Annotated in this window: 17 protein-coding genes; 6 read left to right on the forward strand and 11 right to left on the reverse strand. The window is 40.4% G+C overall.

Features of this window, described 5'->3' with window-relative positions; all coding sequences use genetic code 11:
• Complete coding sequence (gene meaB, locus R3X28_RS14240) at nt 1-1,005, reverse strand: methylmalonyl Co-A mutase-associated GTPase MeaB (protein WP_154365051.1); 1,005 nt, start codon at nt 1,003-1,005, stop codon at nt 1-3.
• A 490-nt stretch (nt 1,006-1,495) separates the two neighbouring features.
• Between meaB and R3X28_RS14245 the strand changes: the two genes are divergently transcribed.
• The 4 genes from R3X28_RS14245 (at nt 1,496) to R3X28_RS14260 (ending at nt 6,398) form a co-directional block, all read left to right on the forward strand.
• Nucleotides 1,496-1,981, forward strand: a complete 486-nt coding sequence (locus R3X28_RS14245) for an acetyl-CoA carboxylase biotin carboxyl carrier protein subunit (protein WP_317665131.1) — start codon at nt 1,496-1,498, stop codon at nt 1,979-1,981.
• Between the two features lie 99 nt (nt 1,982-2,080).
• Nucleotides 2,081-3,523: an acetyl-CoA carboxylase biotin carboxylase subunit gene (accC, locus tag R3X28_RS14250; protein ID WP_154365047.1), complete on the forward strand. Its 1,443-nt coding sequence runs from the start codon at nt 2,081-2,083 to the stop codon at nt 3,521-3,523.
• 3 nt (nt 3,524-3,526) lie between these two features.
• Nucleotides 3,527-5,068: an acyl-CoA carboxylase subunit beta gene (locus R3X28_RS14255; RefSeq protein WP_154365045.1), complete on the forward strand. Its 1,542-nt coding sequence runs from the start codon at nt 3,527-3,529 to the stop codon at nt 5,066-5,068.
• 112 nt (nt 5,069-5,180) lie between these two features.
• The gene (locus R3X28_RS14260; RefSeq protein WP_154365043.1) at nt 5,181-6,398 is read left to right on the forward strand and encodes a multidrug effflux MFS transporter; all 1,218 of its coding nucleotides are present in this window, start codon (nt 5,181-5,183) and stop codon (nt 6,396-6,398) included.
• 67 nt (nt 6,399-6,465) lie between these two features.
• Here R3X28_RS14260 and acs read toward each other — a convergent pair whose 3' ends face one another.
• The 10 genes from acs to R3X28_RS14310 form a co-directional block, all read right to left on the reverse strand.
• Nucleotides 6,466-8,373 (reverse strand): acetate--CoA ligase, encoded by a 1,908-nt coding sequence (gene acs / locus R3X28_RS14265; protein ID WP_317665132.1) that lies wholly within the window; start codon nt 8,371-8,373, stop codon nt 6,466-6,468.
• A gap of 13 nt (nt 8,374-8,386) precedes the next feature.
• Nucleotides 8,387-10,279 (reverse strand): acetate--CoA ligase, encoded by a 1,893-nt coding sequence (locus R3X28_RS14270; RefSeq protein WP_317665133.1) that lies wholly within the window; start codon nt 10,277-10,279, stop codon nt 8,387-8,389.
• Nucleotides 10,276-10,500: a hypothetical protein gene (locus tag R3X28_RS14275; RefSeq protein WP_154365037.1), complete on the reverse strand. Its 225-nt coding sequence runs from the start codon at nt 10,498-10,500 to the stop codon at nt 10,276-10,278. Before R3X28_RS14275 ends, R3X28_RS14270 begins: the two co-directional genes overlap by 4 nt.
• A 51-nt stretch (nt 10,501-10,551) precedes the next feature.
• Nucleotides 10,552-10,914, reverse strand: a complete 363-nt coding sequence (locus R3X28_RS14280) for a response regulator transcription factor (protein WP_154365035.1) — start codon at nt 10,912-10,914, stop codon at nt 10,552-10,554.
• Between the two features lie 19 nt (nt 10,915-10,933).
• Nucleotides 10,934-13,624 carry a sensor histidine kinase gene (locus tag R3X28_RS14285; RefSeq protein WP_317665135.1) on the reverse strand — a complete coding sequence of 897 codons (2,691 nt, stop codon included), beginning with the start codon at nt 13,622-13,624 and terminating at the stop codon, nt 10,934-10,936.
• Nucleotides 13,617-13,811, reverse strand: a complete 195-nt coding sequence (locus R3X28_RS14290; protein ID WP_154365031.1) for a hypothetical protein — start codon at nt 13,809-13,811, stop codon at nt 13,617-13,619. Before R3X28_RS14290 ends, R3X28_RS14285 begins: the two co-directional genes overlap by 8 nt.
• Before the next feature lie 84 nt (nt 13,812-13,895).
• Complete coding sequence (locus R3X28_RS14295) at nt 13,896-15,671, reverse strand: sodium:solute symporter family protein (RefSeq protein WP_154365028.1); 1,776 nt, start codon at nt 15,669-15,671, stop codon at nt 13,896-13,898.
• 29 nt (nt 15,672-15,700) lie between these two features.
• On the reverse strand, nt 15,701-15,961 hold the full coding sequence (locus R3X28_RS14300) for a DUF4212 domain-containing protein (RefSeq protein WP_154365026.1): 261 nt from the start codon (nt 15,959-15,961) through the stop codon (nt 15,701-15,703).
• A gap of 13 nt (nt 15,962-15,974) precedes the next feature.
• A complete protein-coding gene (locus tag R3X28_RS14305; protein ID WP_154365024.1) occupies nt 15,975-17,195 on the reverse strand; it encodes a hypothetical protein in 1,221 nt (406 codons plus the stop codon).
• 108 nt (nt 17,196-17,303) lie between these two features.
• Nucleotides 17,304-17,723 (reverse strand): terminase gpP N-terminus-related DNA-binding protein, encoded by a 420-nt coding sequence (locus tag R3X28_RS14310; protein WP_154365022.1) that lies wholly within the window; start codon nt 17,721-17,723, stop codon nt 17,304-17,306.
• A 195-nt stretch (nt 17,724-17,918) separates the two neighbouring features.
• Between R3X28_RS14310 and R3X28_RS14315 the strand changes: the two genes are divergently transcribed.
• Both R3X28_RS14315 and R3X28_RS14320 read left to right on the forward strand, forming a co-directional pair.
• Nucleotides 17,919-19,829 (forward strand): DUF294 nucleotidyltransferase-like domain-containing protein, encoded by a 1,911-nt coding sequence (locus tag R3X28_RS14315; protein WP_317665137.1) that lies wholly within the window; start codon nt 17,919-17,921, stop codon nt 19,827-19,829.
• Nucleotides 19,830-20,498, forward strand: a complete 669-nt coding sequence (locus R3X28_RS14320; RefSeq protein ID WP_317665138.1) for a 3'-5' exonuclease — start codon at nt 19,830-19,832, stop codon at nt 20,496-20,498. It begins immediately after the preceding gene.
• Nucleotides 20,499-20,505 lie beyond the last annotated feature (7 nt).

Below are 20,505 nucleotides of genomic sequence, written 5' to 3' on the forward strand. Positions count from 1 at the left end.
TTAAATGGAATTCTTGAATTCTTGGATAATATTTTGGGCGGCCTCTACAGGTGAGATTTTAGAGGAAATGATATCCTTTTCCAAGTCGGATAAATGATCGGCTATGTTTTTTGAGCCATAGAACAATTGTTTCAATTCCTCATTTATATTATTGTACATCCATTTAATTTGTTGATGGTTCCTGTTTTTTATGAAGTAACCGTTTTCATCAACCTGTTTTTTATACTTCGAGATTTCTTCCCAAACGGTATCTATACCGATATTCTTTATGGCAGAGGCTGTTGTAACAACCGGACTCCATCCGGATTCGGACAATGGGAAAATGTGCAAAGCGTTTTGGTATTGGCGTCTGGCCATTTCACTTTTCTTGATATTGTCCCCGTCGGCCTTGTTGATGACGACCATATCTGCCATCTCCATGATTCCTTTTTTAATGCCCTGGAGTTCATCACCTGCTCCGGATAACATCAGCAGCAAAAAGAAATCGGTCATACCGTGAACGGCAGTTTCGGATTGTCCTACGCCAACGGTCTCGATCAGTATAATATCGTAGCCCGCAGCTTCACAAAGTAACATGGATTCCCCTGTTTTATTGGCCACGCCCCCAAGGGTATCGCCGGTTGCAGAAGGTCGAATATAGGCATCTTCCATATTGGCAAGCTCTTCCATTCGGGTTTTGTCTCCAAGAATACTACCTTTTGAACGTTGACTACTTGGGTCAATGGACAGGATACCGACTTTATGCCCTTGGCCGATAAGATATTTGCCAAAGGCTTCGATAAAAGTACTTTTCCCAACTCCGGGAACCCCGGTAATACCGATTCGTATCGAATTTCCCGAATGGGGCAGTATCGCCTGTATGATTTCCTTGGCCAGTTTTTTATCGCTTTCTAAATTGCTTTCTACAATGGTGATGCCCCGGGATAGGATAACCCTGTCTCCCTTTAAAATACCATCAATATATTCTTTTGCAGTTAGTCTTCCCTTTGGTTTGTAGTTTGTCATGGAGTACTGGGTAAAATCGTGTTATCTCTTTTTAAACGAAAAAAACGCTCTGTTTTCCGTAAGGAAAATGAGGTGTTTCCTCAACAGGATTTAGCTTAAAAAATGAAAGTGACAAAGGTAGTCATAAAGGTAAAAGCACCATAATTAAGATTCATATTTATGAGTAGTGACATCTTGGTATTTTTAATATATCAATAATTTATATTTCAGATCATCAGAACGAAGATAAAAGAGGGTGTATTTTGTCAATAAATGATAAAATTCATTTTTTGTTTCTTTTTTTATAGTTATACTTGTTCATGTAATTCCTTTAGAAATATGTAAGCGTATTGAATGTCCAAAAAAATGAAATAAGATTTTAAAAGGCCATTGGCTTTTTCAAATATGAAGAGTGGGGGTTTGGATCGGTATTGGAAGCCCAAGAATAAATTTATGGTACCTATGGCCTGATTTTGAATAATAAAATAGATAATTCTAAACCGCACCGACTATGAATAAAAAATTCAAGGTAAACGTAAACCATGATATGTCTCTCAATATTATGGACCAAGATATTTCAAGTTTGGATGCCTTACCCACTTCAGAAACAACGTACCATATTTTAAAGGATAACAAACCGTTCCTTGCCGAAATCCTATCTTCGGATTTCAATAAGAAAAAATACACCATAAAGGTTAATACCAGCACCTATGAAACGGTCATTTCGGATGATCTAGATCTATTGATCAATGAAATGGGGTTCTCAACCGGTTCTACCAAGAATGTCGATGCCATACATGCCCCTATGCCAGGCCTTATCCTGGAAATAAATGTTTCCATTGGCCAGACCGTGAAGGAAGAAGATCCCTTGTTGATTTTGGAAGCCATGAAAATGGAAAATGTAATTGCGTCCCCGAGAACGGGAACCATAAAATCCATATCAATAAATAAAGGGGAAGCCGTAGAGAAAAAACAATTGTTGATAGAGTTTGAATAAGCTCCTTCTGAATTGATTCCAATCGATTACGACTTTAAATTGACACAAACGATAAATAGCGAATTACATCTGAAGAATATGGAAAAACAAAAAGTACAGATGAAAAAAATATTAGTTGCGAATAGGGGTGAAATTGCGATACGCGTCATGCGAACTGCCCAAAAAATGGGTATAAAGACGGTTGCGGTTTATTCTACGGCAGATAGGGATGCACCCCATGTGAAATTTGCAGATGAAGCCGCTTGTCTCGGGGAACCACAATCGAATAAATCCTATCTCGTAATTTCGAAGATCATTGAGGTTGCCAAAAAATTACATGTTGATGCCATTCACCCAGGATACGGATTCTTGAGTGAGAATGCTGAATTTGCTGAAGAAGTAGAGAAGAACAATATCATTTTTATAGGCCCCAAATCAAAGGCTATTAGGGTAATGGGAAGTAAGCTGGCGGCTAAGGAGGCCGTCAAAAAATATGATATTCCCATGGTTCCCGGCATTGATGAGGCGATAACCGATGTTAAAAAGGCCAAAACGATAGCCAAGGAAATCGGGTTCCCGATTTTAATAAAGGCTTCAGCCGGGGGCGGGGGTAAAGGCATGCGCATCGTAGAAAAGGAAAAAGACCTGGAGTCCCAAATGAACAGGGCCATTAGTGAGGCAACTTCGGCATTTGGTGATGGATCCGTATTCATTGAAAAGTATGTCAAATCCCCAAGACATATCGAAATCCAGGTAATGGCCGATAGTCATGGGAACATCCTTCATTTTTTTGAAAGGGAGTGCAGTATACAACGAAGGCACCAAAAAGTAATCGAAGAGGCCCCCTCATCCGTTCTTTCACCTGAACTTCGTAAAAAAATGGGAGAGGCGGCCATTAAAGTGGCAAAGGCCTGTGATTATTTGGGAGCAGGCACAGTTGAATTTCTGTTAGATGCCGACCATAACTTTTATTTCTTGGAAATGAATACAAGGCTTCAAGTAGAACATCCGGTAAGTGAACTTATTTCCGGTGTTGATCTGGTCGAATTACAGATTCGCGTTGCCCGAGGCGAAGCCCTTGAAATGAAACAGGAAGATCTTAAAATCAAAGGTCACGCACTTGAGCTTCGGGTGTATGCCGAGGATCCGTTGAATGATTTTTTACCTAGTATCGGAACATTGGAAACCTATAAGTTACCTACAGGTATTGGCGTTCGTGTTGATAATGGATTTGAAGAAGGTATGGCGGTGCCGATCTATTATGATCCTATGTTGTCCAAGTTGATCACCTATGCGGAAACCAGGGAGGAAGCCATCCAGAAAATGTTAAAGGCGATTAGTGATTATACCATAAGGGGCGTGCAAACAACCTTGCCATTTGGTAAATTCGTTTGTGAGCATGATGCCTTTCGTACCGGCAACTTTGATACCCATTTTGTAAAAGATCATTATTCTCCTGAAGTCCTCAAGGCCAAAACACATGAAGAAGCTAGAATTGCAGCGATCATCGCATTAAAGAAATACAGGGAAGACCAAAAAATCCTAAGAACCCCAAGACAATAAATTATGGATCCACGATTGAAAAAACTCGAAGAAAGAGAGGCTTTGGCACACAGAGGTGGTGGCAAACGGCGTATTGATAAACAACATGCCAAGAAAAAATTGACCGCTCGGGAACGTATCGATTATCTTTTAGATGAAGGGTCTTTCGAAGAAATGGGGGTTTTGGTCACACACCGATCCACTGATTTCGGTATGGAAAAGAAGCAGTATTTCGGTGATGGTGTCGTAACGGGTTATGGTACTATAAATGGGCGATTGGTTTATGTCTATGCCCAGGATTTTACCGTTTTTGGTGGGGCACTATCAGAAACGCATGCCGAGAAAATCTGTAAGGTAATGGACTTGGCCGTTAAAGTCGGCGCCCCGATTATTGGTTTAAACGACTCGGGAGGGGCACGGATACAAGAGGGTGTTCGTTCTTTAGGTGGTTATGCCGATATATTTTATAGAAATGTTCAGGCTTCGGGTGTAATTCCACAGCTTTCTGCCATAATGGGCCCTTGTGCCGGTGGGGCGGTTTATTCACCTGCAATGACCGATTTCACCTTAATGGTTGAGGAAACAAGTTATATGTTCGTAACAGGTCCTAATGTGGTGAAAACCGTTACCAATGAAGAGGTTACGTCTGAAGAGCTTGGTGGGGCGAATACCCATGCCTCTAAATCAGGGGTGGCCCATTGTACATCGGCCAATGATGTGGAATGTATGGAAGACCTTAAAAAGTTATTGGGGTATCTTCCACAGAACAATAAAGAAGTTTCGGAAAAATTGCCGTATGAATTGAAAGACGAGGTCAGGGAAGTGTTGAAGGACATTATTCCGGAAAACCCGAACAAGCCTTATGATATGCATGGGGTCATCAAAGGTATTATTGATGAGGATTCATTCTTTGAGATCCATAAGGATTTTGCAGAGAACATGATTGTGGGTTTTGCTAGGTTGGGAGGTAGGAGTATTGGTATTATTGCCAATCAACCTATGTTCTTGGCCGGTGTTTTAGGTGTGAAAAGCTCGATTAAAGCAGCTCGTTTCACCCGTTTTTGTGACGCTTTCAATATTCCGCTTTTAGTATTGGTTGATGTTCCTGGGTTTTTACCGGGAACCGATCAAGAATGGAATGGTATTATAGTTCACGGAGCAAAGTTATTGTATGCCTTGAGTGAAGCGACTGTGCCTAGGGTAACGGTAATTACCCGTAAAGCTTATGGTGGTGCGTATGATGTAATGAACTCCAAACATATTGGGGCAGATTTTAATTACGCTTGGCCAACAGCTGAAATAGCCGTCATGGGGGCCAAAGGGGCCAGTGAGATAATTTTTAAAAGGGAAATCACGGAAGCTGATGACCCAACCGCTAAATTAGCCGAAAAAGAAGCCGAATACGCTGAGAAGTTTGCACACCCATATCGTGCGGCAAGACGAGGATTTATCGATGAGGTCATTCGTCCTGAAAATACAAGGCGTAAATTGATAAAGACCTTTAGTATGTTAGAAGGGAAAGAGGTAGTAAAGCCCGACAGAAAGCATGGGAATATACCTTTATAAGCTTTTGAGGATGGATTATTGAATCTTCGTAAACCAATAAAGATATTCTTTCTTACAATGATTTGATTTTTTATTAATGAAAAATTAAAAGGGATATGGCTACCTTTGCCCGATGCAAGAGGAAAATGTAAAACCGAATTTTGAATTTGTAGCCTTAATGGCGGCATTGATGTCTATTGCCGCATTGGCGATAGATGCTTTGTTGCCGGCATTATCCGATATCGGTGTGGCCATAAATAGCCTGGATTCTACCGATCATCAATTACTGATTACCATGATTTTCTTAGGTTTGGGTATAGGTCAATTGTTTTTTGGGCCGTTATCCGACACATTTGGTAGAAAACCTATGGTTTATTTAGGGTTCAGTGTTTTTACACTCGCAAGTATCCTTTGTCTTTGGGCTCCTTCGTTGGAATGGATGATCGTTGGGCGAATATTCCAGGGTATAGGGCTATCTGCCGCTAGGACCATTAGTATCTCGATTATCAGGGATACTTATAAGGGTGATTATATGGCCAAGGTGATGTCGTTTGTAACCGCATTTTTCATTCTGGTCCCTGTTGTAGCTCCTGCTATTGGTAAGGGGGTTATGGGCTTTTTTGGCTGGCAGGCGATATTCTATTTGCAATTGATCCTTGCATTGGTTGTGTGTATATGGTTCTGGAAACGACAACCGGAAACCTTGCATCCCGAATATAAAATACCTTTTTCAAGTCATATTTTCGTAGATGGACTTAAGGAATTGGTTAAGTATAAAGAAACCTTGGCATTTACCATGATATCTGGTTTGATCACAGGTTCTTTTTTGGTGTATTTAAGTTCTTCACAACATATTTTCGAGGATATTTATGGATTAAAGGAGGCTTTTCCATTGATTTTCGCCGGTTTGTCGGTATCCATTGGTTTGTCAACTTTTTTAAACGGAACCCTTGTGTTGAAATTTGGAATGCGAAGACTTTCTTTGACCGCACTTTCCATATTCAGCAGTGTAGCATTGATATATGTACTATTGTTCTGGAATTCAGGAAACCCTGACGTAGCAATATTGATCGGGTTTCTTTCTTTACAGTTTTTCTGCTTGGGCTTTATGTGGGGGAATTTTCGTTCCATAGCCATGGAGCCAATTGGACATATAGCGGGAATAGGTGCTGCGATTACAGGTTTTATTTCTACTTTATTGTCCATTCCCATAGCGGCCTTTGTGGGCAGTTTTATCCAAAAATCGGTGTTACCCATGTTCATGGGTTTGGCGATTTGTGGAATGGTATCCCTTGCTATTTTTATATTGGTGAGGAGAAGGGCTTCAAGGCGAGCAAAGGTCATGGCCTAAATACATAAAAAACCGTTCAAAGGTTTGGCCTAAGAACGGTTTGGTCAGGTTGGTTTCTACCAGATTCTTATAAAACGTTATCCATGATTTCCTTTACAATTTCAGGATTCAATAGGGTACTGGTATCCCCTAGGTTGGAAGTGTCGTTACTCGCGATTTTACGTAAAATTCTTCTCATAATTTTACCACTTCGGGTTTTGGGCAATCCTGATACGAATTGAATTTTATCCAATTTGGCAATGGGGCCTATAAGTTCGGTAATCTGTTGGTTTATTTCATTACGAACGTTATCCCTGTCACGACTTTCCCCTGTTTCTTTCAAGATAACATAACCATAAAGTGCGTTTCCTTTAACATCATGTGGGAACCCTACAATGGCAGATTCAGCAACTGCTTGGTGCTCGTTTATCGCGTCTTCAATAGGTGCGGTACCTAAATTATGGCCAGAAACGATGATCACATCATCTACCCGACCTGTAATCCTATAATAGCCAACGGCATCCCTATTGGCGCCATCACCCGTAAAATACATGTCTTTGTAAGCCGAAAAGTAAGTATCCCGATAACGTTCATGATTGCCCCAAATAGTTCGTGCAATCGAAGGCCAGGGGAATTTAATACATAGGCGGCCTTCTACTTGGTTACCTTTAATTTCTTTGCCTTCCTCATCCATTAAGGCCGGTTGTATTCCTATAAAGGGTAATGTGGCGAATGTTGGTGTTGTCGGTGTAACATAAGGTATAGGGGAAATCATGATTCCACCCGTCTCGGTTTGCCACCAAGTATCTACGATCGGACTCTTTTTCTTACCTACATTATTGTTGTACCAATGCCAAGCTTCTTCATTTATCGGCTCTCCCACAGAACCTAAAACCTTTAATGAGGAAAGATCATATTTCTCCAAATAATCCAAATTTTCTTTGGCCAGGGCCCTAATAGCCGTAGGTGCGGTGTAAAACTGATTTACTTTATGTTTTTCCACCACTTCCCAAAAACGACCAAAATCGGGATAGGAGGGGACCCCTTCGAACATTATCGAAGTAGCCCCATTGGCCAATGGACCATAAACGATATAGGAATGGCCGGTAATCCAACCAATATCAGCAGTACACCAGTATACATCCTCTTCACGATATTGGAAAATGTTTTTGAACGTATATGCCGTATAAACCATATAACCACCACAAGTATGTACCATACCCTTGGGTTTGCCTGTGGACCCAGAGGTATAAAGAATAAAAAGGGGGTCTTCGGCATTCATGGTTTCAGCATCGCAATCTGCAGAGGCCTCTGCCATTAAGGGCGCTAGCCATTTGTCCCTACCCTCTATCATCTCAATATCACTTTTGGTCCGCTTGGCGACCAAGACGGTATTAACACCGGGACAATCTTCCAAAGCCTTATCCACGATTCCTTTTAGGTCGATTGATTTACTTCCTCTAAATGAACCATCGGATGTAATTACCATTTTACAATCGGAATCATTGATTCGCGTAGCTAGTGCATTTGATGAAAAACCTGCAAATACCACCGAGTGTATTGCCCCGATCCTTGCACAGGCCAAAACGGCATAGGTCAGTTCTGGTATCATCGGAAGATATATACAAACACGGTCACCTTTTTTAACGCCATTGGCCTTCAATACATTGGCCATTTTGCAAACCTTCTCAAATAATTGTCCGTAAGTAATATGCAAGGCTTCTTCCTTAGGGTCGTTAGGTTCAAAAAGGATGGCGGTTTTGTTTCTTCGTGTAGGTAAATGCCGGTCTATACAGTTTTCGGTAATATTGAGCTGTGCGCCTTGGAACCATTTTACTTCCGGTTTAGAGAAATCCCACTCTAGAACATTGTCCCATTTCTTTCGCCAAATAAAATGTTCTTCTGCGATTTCTTCCCAAAAGCCCTCGGGGTTACGCACAGATTTTCTATATACCTGATAATATTCTTCTAGATGTTTAATGTGATAATTACTCATTATTATTCGTTTTTTAGTTGGATTCTATTTTATGTGTTCTATATGCTTTTGATATTTCATCTATGATTAAGGGGTCATCAATCGTCGAAGGCACGCTATAATCCTCATTGTCTGCGATTCCTCGTAATAATTTACGTAGGATTTTCCCAGAGCGTGTTTTAGGCAATCTACTCACCAGGATAACCTGTTTCAAGGATGCTACGGGCCCAATTTGACTTCTGATTTCCTTTATAATTTCACTTTGGATGACCGATTCGGCAATTTCGTTTCCAGATTTGGTAACTGCCAAGGCCAATGGTATTTGACCTTTAAGGTCATCGTTGATCCCTATTACCGCGCACTCGGCCACTTGGGAATGTGAAGCGACTATTTCTTCCATTTCGGCGGTTGAGAGCCTATGTCCCGCAACGTTGATAACGTCATCGACCCGCCCGGTAATGAATACATAACCTTCCTCATCCTTATAACCTCCGTCACCCGAAAAGTAATACCCGGGGAAACGCTCTAGATAGCCAGCTTGGAATCTTTGGGGATTGCCCCATATGTTTCTCAAATTACCAGGGGGCAGTGGCAGTTTTACCACAACATAACCTTCTGAATTTGGTCCTAGAACTTCTCCGTCCTCGTTCAATATCTGAATATCATAACCACATACCGGAAAGGTTGCCGATCCCGGTTTTACCTTAGCCAATTCAACCCCGACCATATTTGCCAACATGGGCCAGCCCGATTCGGTCTGCCACCAATGGTCGATTACCGGGACCTTTAATTTGTCCTCTGTCCATTTCAAGGTAGAAACATCACAACGTTCACCGGCCAAAAACTGATATTTAAGGCTAGATAGATCATAATCGTTGATCATTTTTCCTTCAGGGTCTTCTTTCTTGATTGCTCTTATTGCTGTTGGGGCGGTAAACATCACTTTTACCTTATGCTCACTGATCACCCTCCAAAAAGTTGAGGCATCGGGCGTTCTTATAGGTTTTCCTTCGAAAAGAATTGTAGTGTTTCTATTTAATAATGGGCCGTAAACAATATAGCTGTGGCCAACCACCCAACCAACATCACTGGCTGCCCAATAAACATCACCAGGGTCTACACCATAGATATACTTCATTGAGAATTTCAAGGCTGTTGCATAGCCACCCGTATCACGGATTATCCCTTTAGGTGTCCCTGTCGTGCCGGATGTGTATAATATATAGGAAGGATGGTTCGATTCCACCTCAATCGGTTCGGCGGGACTTGCATTCTTAATCGCTTCCAAATAATCTATATCATATGGTTTTGCAGGAGTAGCGGCACCCAAATGTCTTTGAAAGAGGATTACCTTTTCGGGTTTATGGGAAGCCAATTCAATAGCTTTGTCAACATAAGGTTTATAGGGTATTATTCGGTCTATCTCAATACCGCTAGATGCCGTGATAATAACCTTGGGCGTACAATCATCTATTCTTATGGCCAACTCGTTTGGGGCAAAGCCTCCAAATACCACGGAATGGATGACACCTATTCGTGTACAGGCAAGCATGGCATATAGTGCTTGTGGAATCATGGGCATATATATGATGGCGGTATCCCCTTTTTTTAGTCCTAAATCCTTTAATGCCCCAGCTAGTTTGGAAACTTCTTTTTGCAGGCGATTATAGGTGATGATTTCTTTGGTGTTGGTTACCGGCGAATCATAAATTATGGCATTTTGCCTTCCAAAACCATCTTCAATATGTTTGTCTATGCATAAATAGCTGAGGTTTAATTTTCCGTCGACGAACCATTGGGGATAACCATTGTCGTCATTGGAAAGTATGTTTTTGGGGGTATGGTACCATTGCAGCTGATGGGCTTGTTCTTCCCAAAACCGTTCCGGATTTTCAATACTTTTTTTGTAGAATTCCTGATACTTCATGACTTGGTTTTTTTAGCATTGAAAAGTCCAAACCAATTGGGGTTAAGTACCTTAAGTTTAATAAGTACCCAAAGAATAACCACGAAACAAATTCCCATGACTATGGAGTTCATAGGACTGATTGCCGTTTCGCTTTCAAATTTAAAACGTAGATAAAGGGATACAACGGCATAGACACAGATAAGAATATCCGATGTCAAAGGATTAAGACGTAATTTCATTTTAACTTACATTAATTAGACAAAGGTGTTGTTTGCACACAAAACCAATTGTTAATTAAGAAGTTCTAGTATTTCTGAAACTATCTTTTTAATTGAAAAAGGCTTGGTCAAATACTTATCCGCCCCAAGTTTCAATCCTTTTTCAATATCTGAAATTTTATTTTTCGCGGTAAGGAACACAACTTTTGTGTTCTTTAAAGCTTCACTTTTTTTAATATGATCCAATGTTTGGTAACCATCTACATTGGGCATCATTATATCGAGTAATACCACATCGGGAATATTGTTTTTAAGTATTTGCATTGCCTCCCCACCGTCTCTTGCGATATAAACCTCAAAATCTTTTTTCTTGAAGGCGTATTCCAAAGTCATCACAATATTCGGCTCGTCATCGACTATCAATATTCTTTTCATTCCCAATAGTGCTTACAATTTAATTAAAAGGTAGCTTAAATCCAAAAGTTGTTCCAACTTTACTTCCTTTTTCTACCCAAATGCGGCCATGGTGTTTTTCAATGATTTGTTTGCTTATGGCCAGCCCCAATCCACTACCTTGGGGTTTTATCGTATTTTGGTTTTTAGATTGATAGAATTTATCGAATATATAGTTTATATCCTCATCGGGAATCCCTTTCCCGTTGTCCTTTACAAAAACTTCGATACAATCATTCCCTAATTTATAGTCCAACGTTATTATTCCTTTTTTTGGTTCGCAGAATTTGATTGAATTCGAAAGCAAATTGGTCAGGACCTGCAAAATACGATCCTCATCGTAAGGAAGTTCAAAATGAAAACGGTTTTTGTTTACTATTTCAATTTCCTTTTTCGCTGCGATATGCTGTGTATTACCGATTGCTTTTTTAAGGGTATCCTGAATGTTGCGTTTCTTTAAATTCAATTGTTCCCTGCCCGTGGAGAGTTTTTCAAAATCCAATATATTGTTGATCAATCGAGATAAACGATCGGAATCATCAACGATATTTTTCAGGAAAGTCTGTCTCATTTCAACCGGCATTTCGTCGTCATCATCCATCAGGAGTTCAGAGGCGGCCCTGATTCCTGTAATTGGCGTTTTCAATTCATGCGCCACGGTATCCAAAAACTCGTCTTTTTGTTTGTCTTTTACAATCAGTTCCTCATTGGCATCCTTGAGTTTTGCGGTCAAAAGAGTTAGCTCTGAAGATTTATCCTGTAAGGCTTTGTTACTGATAATGGTTTCTTTGGATTCTTCCAGGATTTTCAAAACCTCGGGAAGACTTATCTCTTGTTCCTTTACTACCCCTGCAATCAAGATTTTTGCAGATGCCCCACCAATGCTTCCGGTCAATAATTTCTCTGAAAAATTGATCAAACGGGCATCGGCCATTTGTGTATCGCTAGGGATATCATATTTTCTAAAGAAGATCTGTAGGGCACGTTGGGTCCTTGCTTCCCCTAAAAATTTGGTCAATACGTTTTTTATGTCGGCCACATAGGCTTCCCCTTTCCAAACCAAGGCGCTATCCTGAAGCGAGGAATAGTTCTTGCTATCGACGAACATTTCAGCGTAATTACGTTCCCTGTAATGTCCTTTGAAAGCCAATGAAATAATCAGGTAACATAAGATGTTGGCCGTTAAACTCCAGAAAAAAGCATGGGCGGGCGGACTCAGGAAATCAATGCCGAATAGGGCATAGGGCTTTAATGCGGAGATTCCGAATAACCCAAATTCCGTAAATTCACTACTACCCGTAAATGCCTCTATCGTAAATGGCAGGATCAACGTATATGCAGAAATTAAAAAGCCTAGGATTATACCCAATATCGAAGCTAAGGAAGAACCACGGTTCCAATATAGGCCAATGAAAAAAGAAGGCGCTAATTGGGCTACGATAACGAAAGAAATCAGCCCGATGGAATACAAAGAAAGTTCTATGGAAAAGTTATTGTAAAAAAAATAGGCAAGTATGATTACCGTAAAAATAGATATGCGTCTTATGTTTTTGATGTAGATGGCATTTTCTTCCGGTTTTGCCTTGATAAATTTTTCCAAGAAACCATATGGGATAATCAGGTTGTTACTGATCATTTTTGATAAAGCCAAGGTAGATACCACAACCATGGAAATTACTGCCGATAACCCCCCGAGAAATACCAATAAAGCCAAAAAAGTATGATTACTGTTCAATGGGAGTAATAGTGCATAGTATTCCGGATTGGCTGTTTCTTCCAAAGTCAATTTACCGGCCCAAGCAATAAAGATCACGAATACGTTAAAGAGCAATAGATAGAGAGGGAACAACCAAATGGCTTTTTTTAAGTGTTTTTCCCTAGTGTTTTCCAATACGGAAACCTGAAATTGTCTAGGTAATAAAAATATCGCAGTAAAGGATAGCAATATCATAAACCCCCAATCAATACCTCCTTCCAAGCCTGAAAGTTTAACTAAATTGTTGAAATCGGGCGTTATTGAAACCTTGTCGTATATGTCTTGTGTGCCATCGAAAAGATAATAGGTGACGTATGCACCAATAATTAAAAAGAAAGTAAGTTTTAAGAGCGATTCAAAAGCCACCGTAGTTACGATTCCCTTATGTTTTTCTGAAGCATCTGTTGCCTGAGTGCCAAAAAATGTGGCGAAAATCGCCAATATCAAAGCAATGTAAAAGGTAGAGTCGTCAAAAATACTTGCGGTGATGCCATGGGTTTCATTCGTCATTATTGCAAATGATTCTGCTACCGCCTTCAATTGCAATGAAATATATGGAACAGTGGCCGTAATACATAAAACGGTTATTAAAGCCCCCAAAAATCGGTTGTTCGCATATCTAAGAGAAATAAAATCCGCAATGGATGATACTTTATGTTGTTTGGAAATCCGAATGATTTTACGAAGTACGATGATCCATAAAGGTACTGCTATGGCCGGACCCAGATATATCGGTAAAAAGCCTACGCCAGAACTTGCCGCCGTGCCAATACTGCCATAGTACGTCCAGGCGGAGCAATATACTGCAAGGGACAAGGTGTAGATATAAGGGTTGTTTACCCATTTACTTTTAGCGTTCTTTTCAGCAATAAAGGCAATGTAGAAAAGTACTGCCAAGTAACACAAGATGATAATGATCAAGAAATAGTTATTCATAATATCTTTTTAGAACTATATAAGATATGATGATGGAGAGAATCCAGACCGTAAAAACATAGAAATAGAATAAGGGAATGCCAAAAATGGCGCCGTCTAAATTAAAAACCAAGACTATAGGAATGTTCAATACCAATAAAAGGGCTATGGATACAATGACCAATTTCTGTTCGTGGCGTTTTTTCATTTTATGGGGCTGTAATAATAAATATATGAAAAAAGCAGTACTCCAGAATGAAGTACCGCTTTTTATAATAATCAACTAACTATTTTAATGGGAACTTGCATCACCAGCTCCACTAGGTATTCTAATACTTTCAACCATTTCCTGTACATTTTCCGGTGGTGGAGGGGTCATTCTTGAGACCACCACTGAAACGATTACATTGATGATCATGGCAATGGTTCCAAATCCTTCTGGAGAGGTTCCAAACCACCATTCACTTGCGGGTCTTGCATCCATGACACCGATCAATCCCGTTTTGTACCGAATCATATAGAACAGCATTAATGTGATACCTACGATCATACCGGCAATGGCCCCTTTACTATTCATTCTTTTATCGAAAATCCCTAAGATGATAGCAGGGAAGAATGAGGCTGCCGCGAGACCAAATGCCAAGGCGACAACCGCTGCGACAAAGCCGGGCGGATAAATACCGAAAAGACCTGCGATAACGATAGCAACCAAAATTGCGATACGGGCCGCCATTAACTCCCCTTTTTCAGAGATGTTCGGGTTAATCTGTTTTTTGATCAAATCATGTGAAATCGATGTTGATATTACAAGTAGTAATCCTGCAGCAGTTGATAAAGCTGCGGCCAAGCCACCTGCGGCCACTAGGGCTATTACCCAGTTTGGTAAATTGGCTATTTCAGGATTGGCCAATACCATGATGTCCCTATCTACATAAAGTTCATTGGAAGAACTGTTGGCATTTGAAATAAGACGTTCGCCATTGGCTCCACGGGCATCTGTGAAGGCAGGTTTTTTACCTTCTAGGGCACTGCCGGCAACATATTGTATTTTTCCGTCATTATTCTTATCAGCCCAAGCGATCAGACCTGTATCTTCCCAATTTTTGAACCATTGGGGAATTTCTGAATAAGATTTATTATCTACCGTTTCGATCAAGTTGGTTCTGGCAAAAACCGCAATGGCCGGTGCCGTTGTATAAAGTATGGCGATGAACAGTAAAGCCAATCCGGCAGATTTACGTGCATCTTTAACTTTAGGTACGGTAAAGAAACGTACGATAACATGTGGTAATCCTGCGGTACCTGCCATTAGGGCAAGTGTAATGGCAAAAACATCCCAGGTTGATTTTGTCCCACTGGTGTATTCGTTAAATCCTAATTGGGTATGAAGGGTATCCAACTTATCCAGTAGAAAAGTACCTCCTTCGACCTTGCCACCCATTCCCAGTTGAGGAATTGGGTTACCCGTCATTTGCATAGAGATGAAAAATGCCGGTACCATAAAGGCAAAAATCAGCACGCAGTATTGTGCTACCTGAGTATAGGTAATCCCTTTCATTCCACCTAAGAAAGCAAAAACAAGAACTACGGCCATACCTATGATTACTCCGATATTAATATCGACCTGTAAGAATTGTGAAAATACGATTCCCACACCCCGCATCTGACCGGCAACGTATGTAAACGAAACGATCAATGCACAAATAACAGCTACTGTACGGGCCGTATTGGAATAATATCGATCACCGATAAAATCAGGTACGGTAAATTTTCCGAATTTTCGAAGATAGGGTGCAAGGAGTAGGGCAAGAAGCACGTATCCTCCGGTCCATCCCATTAGGTAAACCGATCCATCATAACCAGCAAAGGAAATGATACCGGCCATAGAGATGAACGATGCGGCACTCATCCAGTCGGCTGCCGTAGCCATACCATTTGCCAATGGGGAAACCCCACCACCGGCCACATAGAATTCTTTAGTAGATCCGGCCCTTGCCCATATGGCAATTCCGAAATACAGGGCGAAAGTAATCCCAACTAAAATCCAAGTCCATAATTGAACACTCATAATTTTTATTTTTTTGGTTAGTGAATGGATTACTCGTCGTAACCGTATTTTTTATCTAGTTTGTTCATCAATCTTACGTAAACGAAAATCAGTATCACGAAGACATAGATAGAACCTTGTTGTGCAAACCAGAATCCCAGTTTGAATCCGCCTAAACGAAACTCATTTAGGGCTTCCCTGAATAGTATTCCTGCGCCGTACGATACCGCGAACCATATAGAAAGCAGTATGATCAGATACTTTAGGTTTTCTTTCCAATAGGCGGTGGCCTTTTTTTGTTTTTCACTCATAGTTGTTGGTTTTTTATAGGTAAATCATTGCTTGAAGGGTAATGGCCCCTGTGTCAGTATCACCAAACTTTTGGTTTTTGTATTCCAGTGTTAATTTGGAGTTATGACCGTTTAAATAGGCGTTTGCCCCAATACCAAAAACATTTCTGTTATCGTCAGTGGCGTCATAGCTGTTAGAAGCAAATGACACATAAGGTTGATATCTGGTTTTTGTTTTATCACCGGCAAAAACGTAGCCTAAGTGCGAGTACAGCATGCTTCCCGTTCCATAAGCGCTAAATAGGTAATCCCTGCCATAGTCGTTGCTCTGGTATGTGGCGTAAGCCGTCAGTGCGCTACCGTCATCCCCTAATGGGGTGTCGTAAAAGGCATCGATTCCGAATATGCTAACATCTTCTTTTTCCAGATTTCCAACGGCATCCGCGATTACCGATCCGCCAGGATGTAGAAAAAATCCGGCTCCAATGTTAAATACCTTTTTGGTACCTAAGTACGAACCTACCTTAAAAGGAAGGAAATTCGATTCTTGGTCCAAGAAATTAAAATCAAAATAACCGGCATATGCCTTACCGGAGTCTTTTGAACCCAGTAATCTTTTGCCAGCGTAAACCGCGGCACCGTTTGCTTCGGGCGTGCGGGTGTCGAGACCGTTGGTAATCGCATCATTTATGGCGACCCTGTATTGTAACTTGCCGAATTTACCTTTGGCGAAAACACCAATATGCCTGGCAAATTGATCGGTAAGGCCTAAGGTTGACCACGACTGGCGATTATTGTCCAGCGTCATAAAGTTCAAGGTACTCTGATTGTTCAACCTTGATATCCCATTGAAATAATGTAAACCACCACCAACAACATGGTCCTCACCAACATTGTATTGTGCCCAAACATCATGGAAGAACAGTTGGGAGCCTTCGCCTTTTCCTGTCGGTGACAAAGTTCCGCTATTTAGGCTGTTAAGCCCGAAATGGGTAAGGATCATGAATTTTTTGTTGATCTGGGCGAACATCAGAACACGGGCCCTTCTGAGGTTGAAACTCGTGCTGCTCGTATTGTCCGGTGCATCGGAGTTGTATGTGCCTTGTACTTGGGCCCATGAAATGACACGAAGGTATTTATTGCCTTCTTCATCTAGTTTCACTTTAAGGCCACCATTATAATCGGGTGACCCTTGTGAATGCATTAACTGAAAGGTACAGAATAGCCCTGCCAGGAGTAAAGCATGTTTCTTCATAAAGTTAGGAGTTAAGTTAGTAACAAATTGGTTTTGTGTGCTTTGCTAAACTCCTCAAAAGAAAGTGTTAAATAAAAAACAATATATATAAATGGTAATTAAGTATAGCTAATTTCTAAATCGCTCCCATTTAATGAGCATGAACTTGTCGCCCAGTTCGGTAACCACGACCCCAGCACCTGAAAGATTGTCGGTATCCTGAAAATAGTGCGAAAGTTCAACTGCATTCAATATTTTATAGGTTGGGTGGTAGTCGGGATTATAGGGTCTTTTGATGTTATATTTCTTAACCCAGTTTAATATACTTACATGTGAAATACCTAAAATACGTTCAATTTCTCGATAGGACAGACCTTCTAGATATAATTGCAATGCCTTGTTTACATAATACTGGTCTATGCTTTTGCCTATTTTGTTGACCGAGAAGAAATAATTACACGCTTTGCATTTGTAGCGTTGCCTATCTTTAATGATTCCACTTTTCACAAACTTCTCGGATCCGCAATTGGGACAGCTGTTTATTTTCATATATATAAAATTAGCATAAATATATTAATTTAGCAAAATATATAAATAATGCCGATATTTTCACTTGATTATTTACCGTATTATTGGATAACTAATAAAGCTTTGTACCTATTAAGGCCATCTCACTATTTCAAATTTTAAATGAAGATGATAATTCTTTGATTGTGAGTGAATTTCATTGATTATCTTTAAGATGTGAAAAATACCATTGCAGAACGTATTTACGATTTTTTAAAGGACTTTCCTCCTTTCAATACCTTGGATAATGCCCAGTTGATGACCATTTGCGAGCAGGTCAAAGTCGGTTATTATGAAGTTGGGGATTATATTTTCAAGGAAAATGAAAGCTTGCATGATGCTTTCTATGTCGTAAAAGATGGTGCTGTGGGTATTTTTCGGGGATTGGATGTTCTTGTTGATGAATGTGATGAAGGGGATATATTCGGATTAAGGGCGCTAATTCGCCAGAGTAATTATAGATTGAGTGCCAAAGCTATTGAAGAGTGTATCGTATATGCCATATCATCGGACTTGTTGGATGAATTCATAACCAGCAATATTGAAGCGAATAAGTTTATCATGGCGAGCTTTGCTTCCAATACCTTGGACCGATATTCGGATAAAGATAGAGCAGGATTATATTCCACCGAAGGTGAGTTTGATAAGGAAACTGGCCACTTGGCTTTTATTCAGAATGTTACCTACAAAAAAACACCAGTGACTTGTCCGCCGAATACCCAGATCGGGAATGCGGCACTGACCATGACCGCAAAAAAAGTGGGTTCCATAATCATTACTAAGGAAAACAGACCCATAGGGATAATCACCGATAAGGATCTACGAACCAAAATAGCTACAGGTAAATTCGCTATCTCAGATATAGTAACTAGTATTATGAGCTTCCCGGTTATAACCATAGCAGAAAATGTATCGATAGCTGAGGCCCAAATAACAATGTTGCGCAATAAAATAACGCACCTCTGCATCACAAAAAATGGGACACCCCATTCCGAGTTGGTAGGTGTGCTTTCTGAACATGATATCGTTGTTGCCCAAAGTAATAATCCTTCTTTCTTGATCAAGGAGGTAAAACGCGCCGAAACTGCTGAAAAACTCCGTGATATTCGAATGAAAGCCCAAGGATTGATGAAGCGGTACCTGGATCAGCATATCCCAATAGGCTTCGTTTCAAAAATTGTATCCGCGATTAATGAGGCCATTACCCAAAAAGCGATTTCATTAAGTATAGATGAAATGCAAGGTCAACCTCCTGTAGCTTTTTCTTGGCTTTCACTGGGTAGTCAGGGTAGGGCCGAGCAATTGTTGTTGACCGATCAGGACAATGCACTAGTATATGCAGATGTAGCTTTGGAAGATGAGGCGAAAACCAAGGCCTATTTTCTAAAATTGGCCCAACTGGTTACTATAAAATTGAATATCGTAGGATTCGAGTTTTGTCCTGCGCAGATGATGGCGAGTAATCCGAAATGGTGTTTGTCGCTCTCCGAATGGAATAATCAATTCAATGATTGGGTTACCAAACCTGATGAAGACAAGATAATGCTCTGCACCATTTTCTTTGATTATGAAAAGGCTTATGGGGATTCGGCTTTAGTTGAACAGATGTCGGAAAGCATTTTTAACTCAATAGATAGGTATACCATATTTTTAAATTTCCTAGCTCTGAATGCCATAAAGAATCCGCCACCATTAAGTTTTTTCAGACAGTTCTTGGTAGAGTCCAGCGGAGAGCATAAGGATCTTTTCGATATTAAGGCTAGGGCTATGATGCCTTTGGTAGATTCGGCTAGGCTCCTGGTTCTTTCAAAAAACATCAAGGATCATAACAATACGATTGAGAGGTTTAAAAAACTTGCCGAATTAGAACCACAGAATGGGGATGTTTATAACGCTTGTATAGACGCTTTCAAGATCCTATTACGTTTTAGGACGGTTGAGGGACTTAAGCAGGGTGATTCAGGAAGGTTTATAGATTTAAATTCGCTCAGTAAGGCCAATCGCCTAAAATTGAAAGGATGTTTTGGTTCTATAAAAGATATTCAGGAATTGATAAAAGTACGTTTTAACCTTGCTCAAATGATGTAAATGTTCAGTAATATTTTTAATAGGGATACACCGGTTTTTTGGAAGGATTATGCACGTCATTTCAAAGATAAAACGTCAGCGGATTTGGATAAGGTTCGTTTTGTGGTCTTCGATACGGAGACTACAGGCCTCGATATTGGAAGAGATCGTATTTTGTCTATTGGGGCCGTTGCTATCAATAACTTAAAGATAGATGTAGGGGATTCTTTGGAAGTGTATGTGAAGCAGGAGATTTTCAATCCCGAGACCGTGGGTATTCATGGAATCTTAAAAGAGGGCAATGTTCCGAAATTAAACGAACAAGAGGCGATAAAAATCTTTTTGGGTTATATTGAAAATGCTGTTTTGGTGGCTCATCATGCAGCTTTTGATATTGCGATGATCAATATAGCATTAGATAGAATGGGGCTTCCAAAGCTCAAGAATAAAGTGCTCGACACTGGAATCGTTTTTAAGAAAACAGATTTTTGCAAAGACAGGGAAGAACACTTTTCCTTAGATCGTTTATGTTCACTTTTCAATCTAAAAAAACATGATAGGCATACGGCGGCCGGTGATGCTTTCTTGACGGCAATGGTATTCTTGAAGGTAGTTGCGAATCTATCTAAGAATAGAATCCTGGTTTTAGGTGATCTTTTTTTTAATTGGGATCGCAGGGGGTTGTTATAATGGGCGT

Origin of the sequence: Maribacter sp. TH_r10 (assembly GCF_033101095.1) — a bacterium.
In the GTDB taxonomy this organism is placed as follows: domain Bacteria; phylum Bacteroidota; class Bacteroidia; order Flavobacteriales; family Flavobacteriaceae; genus Maribacter_A; species Maribacter_A luteus.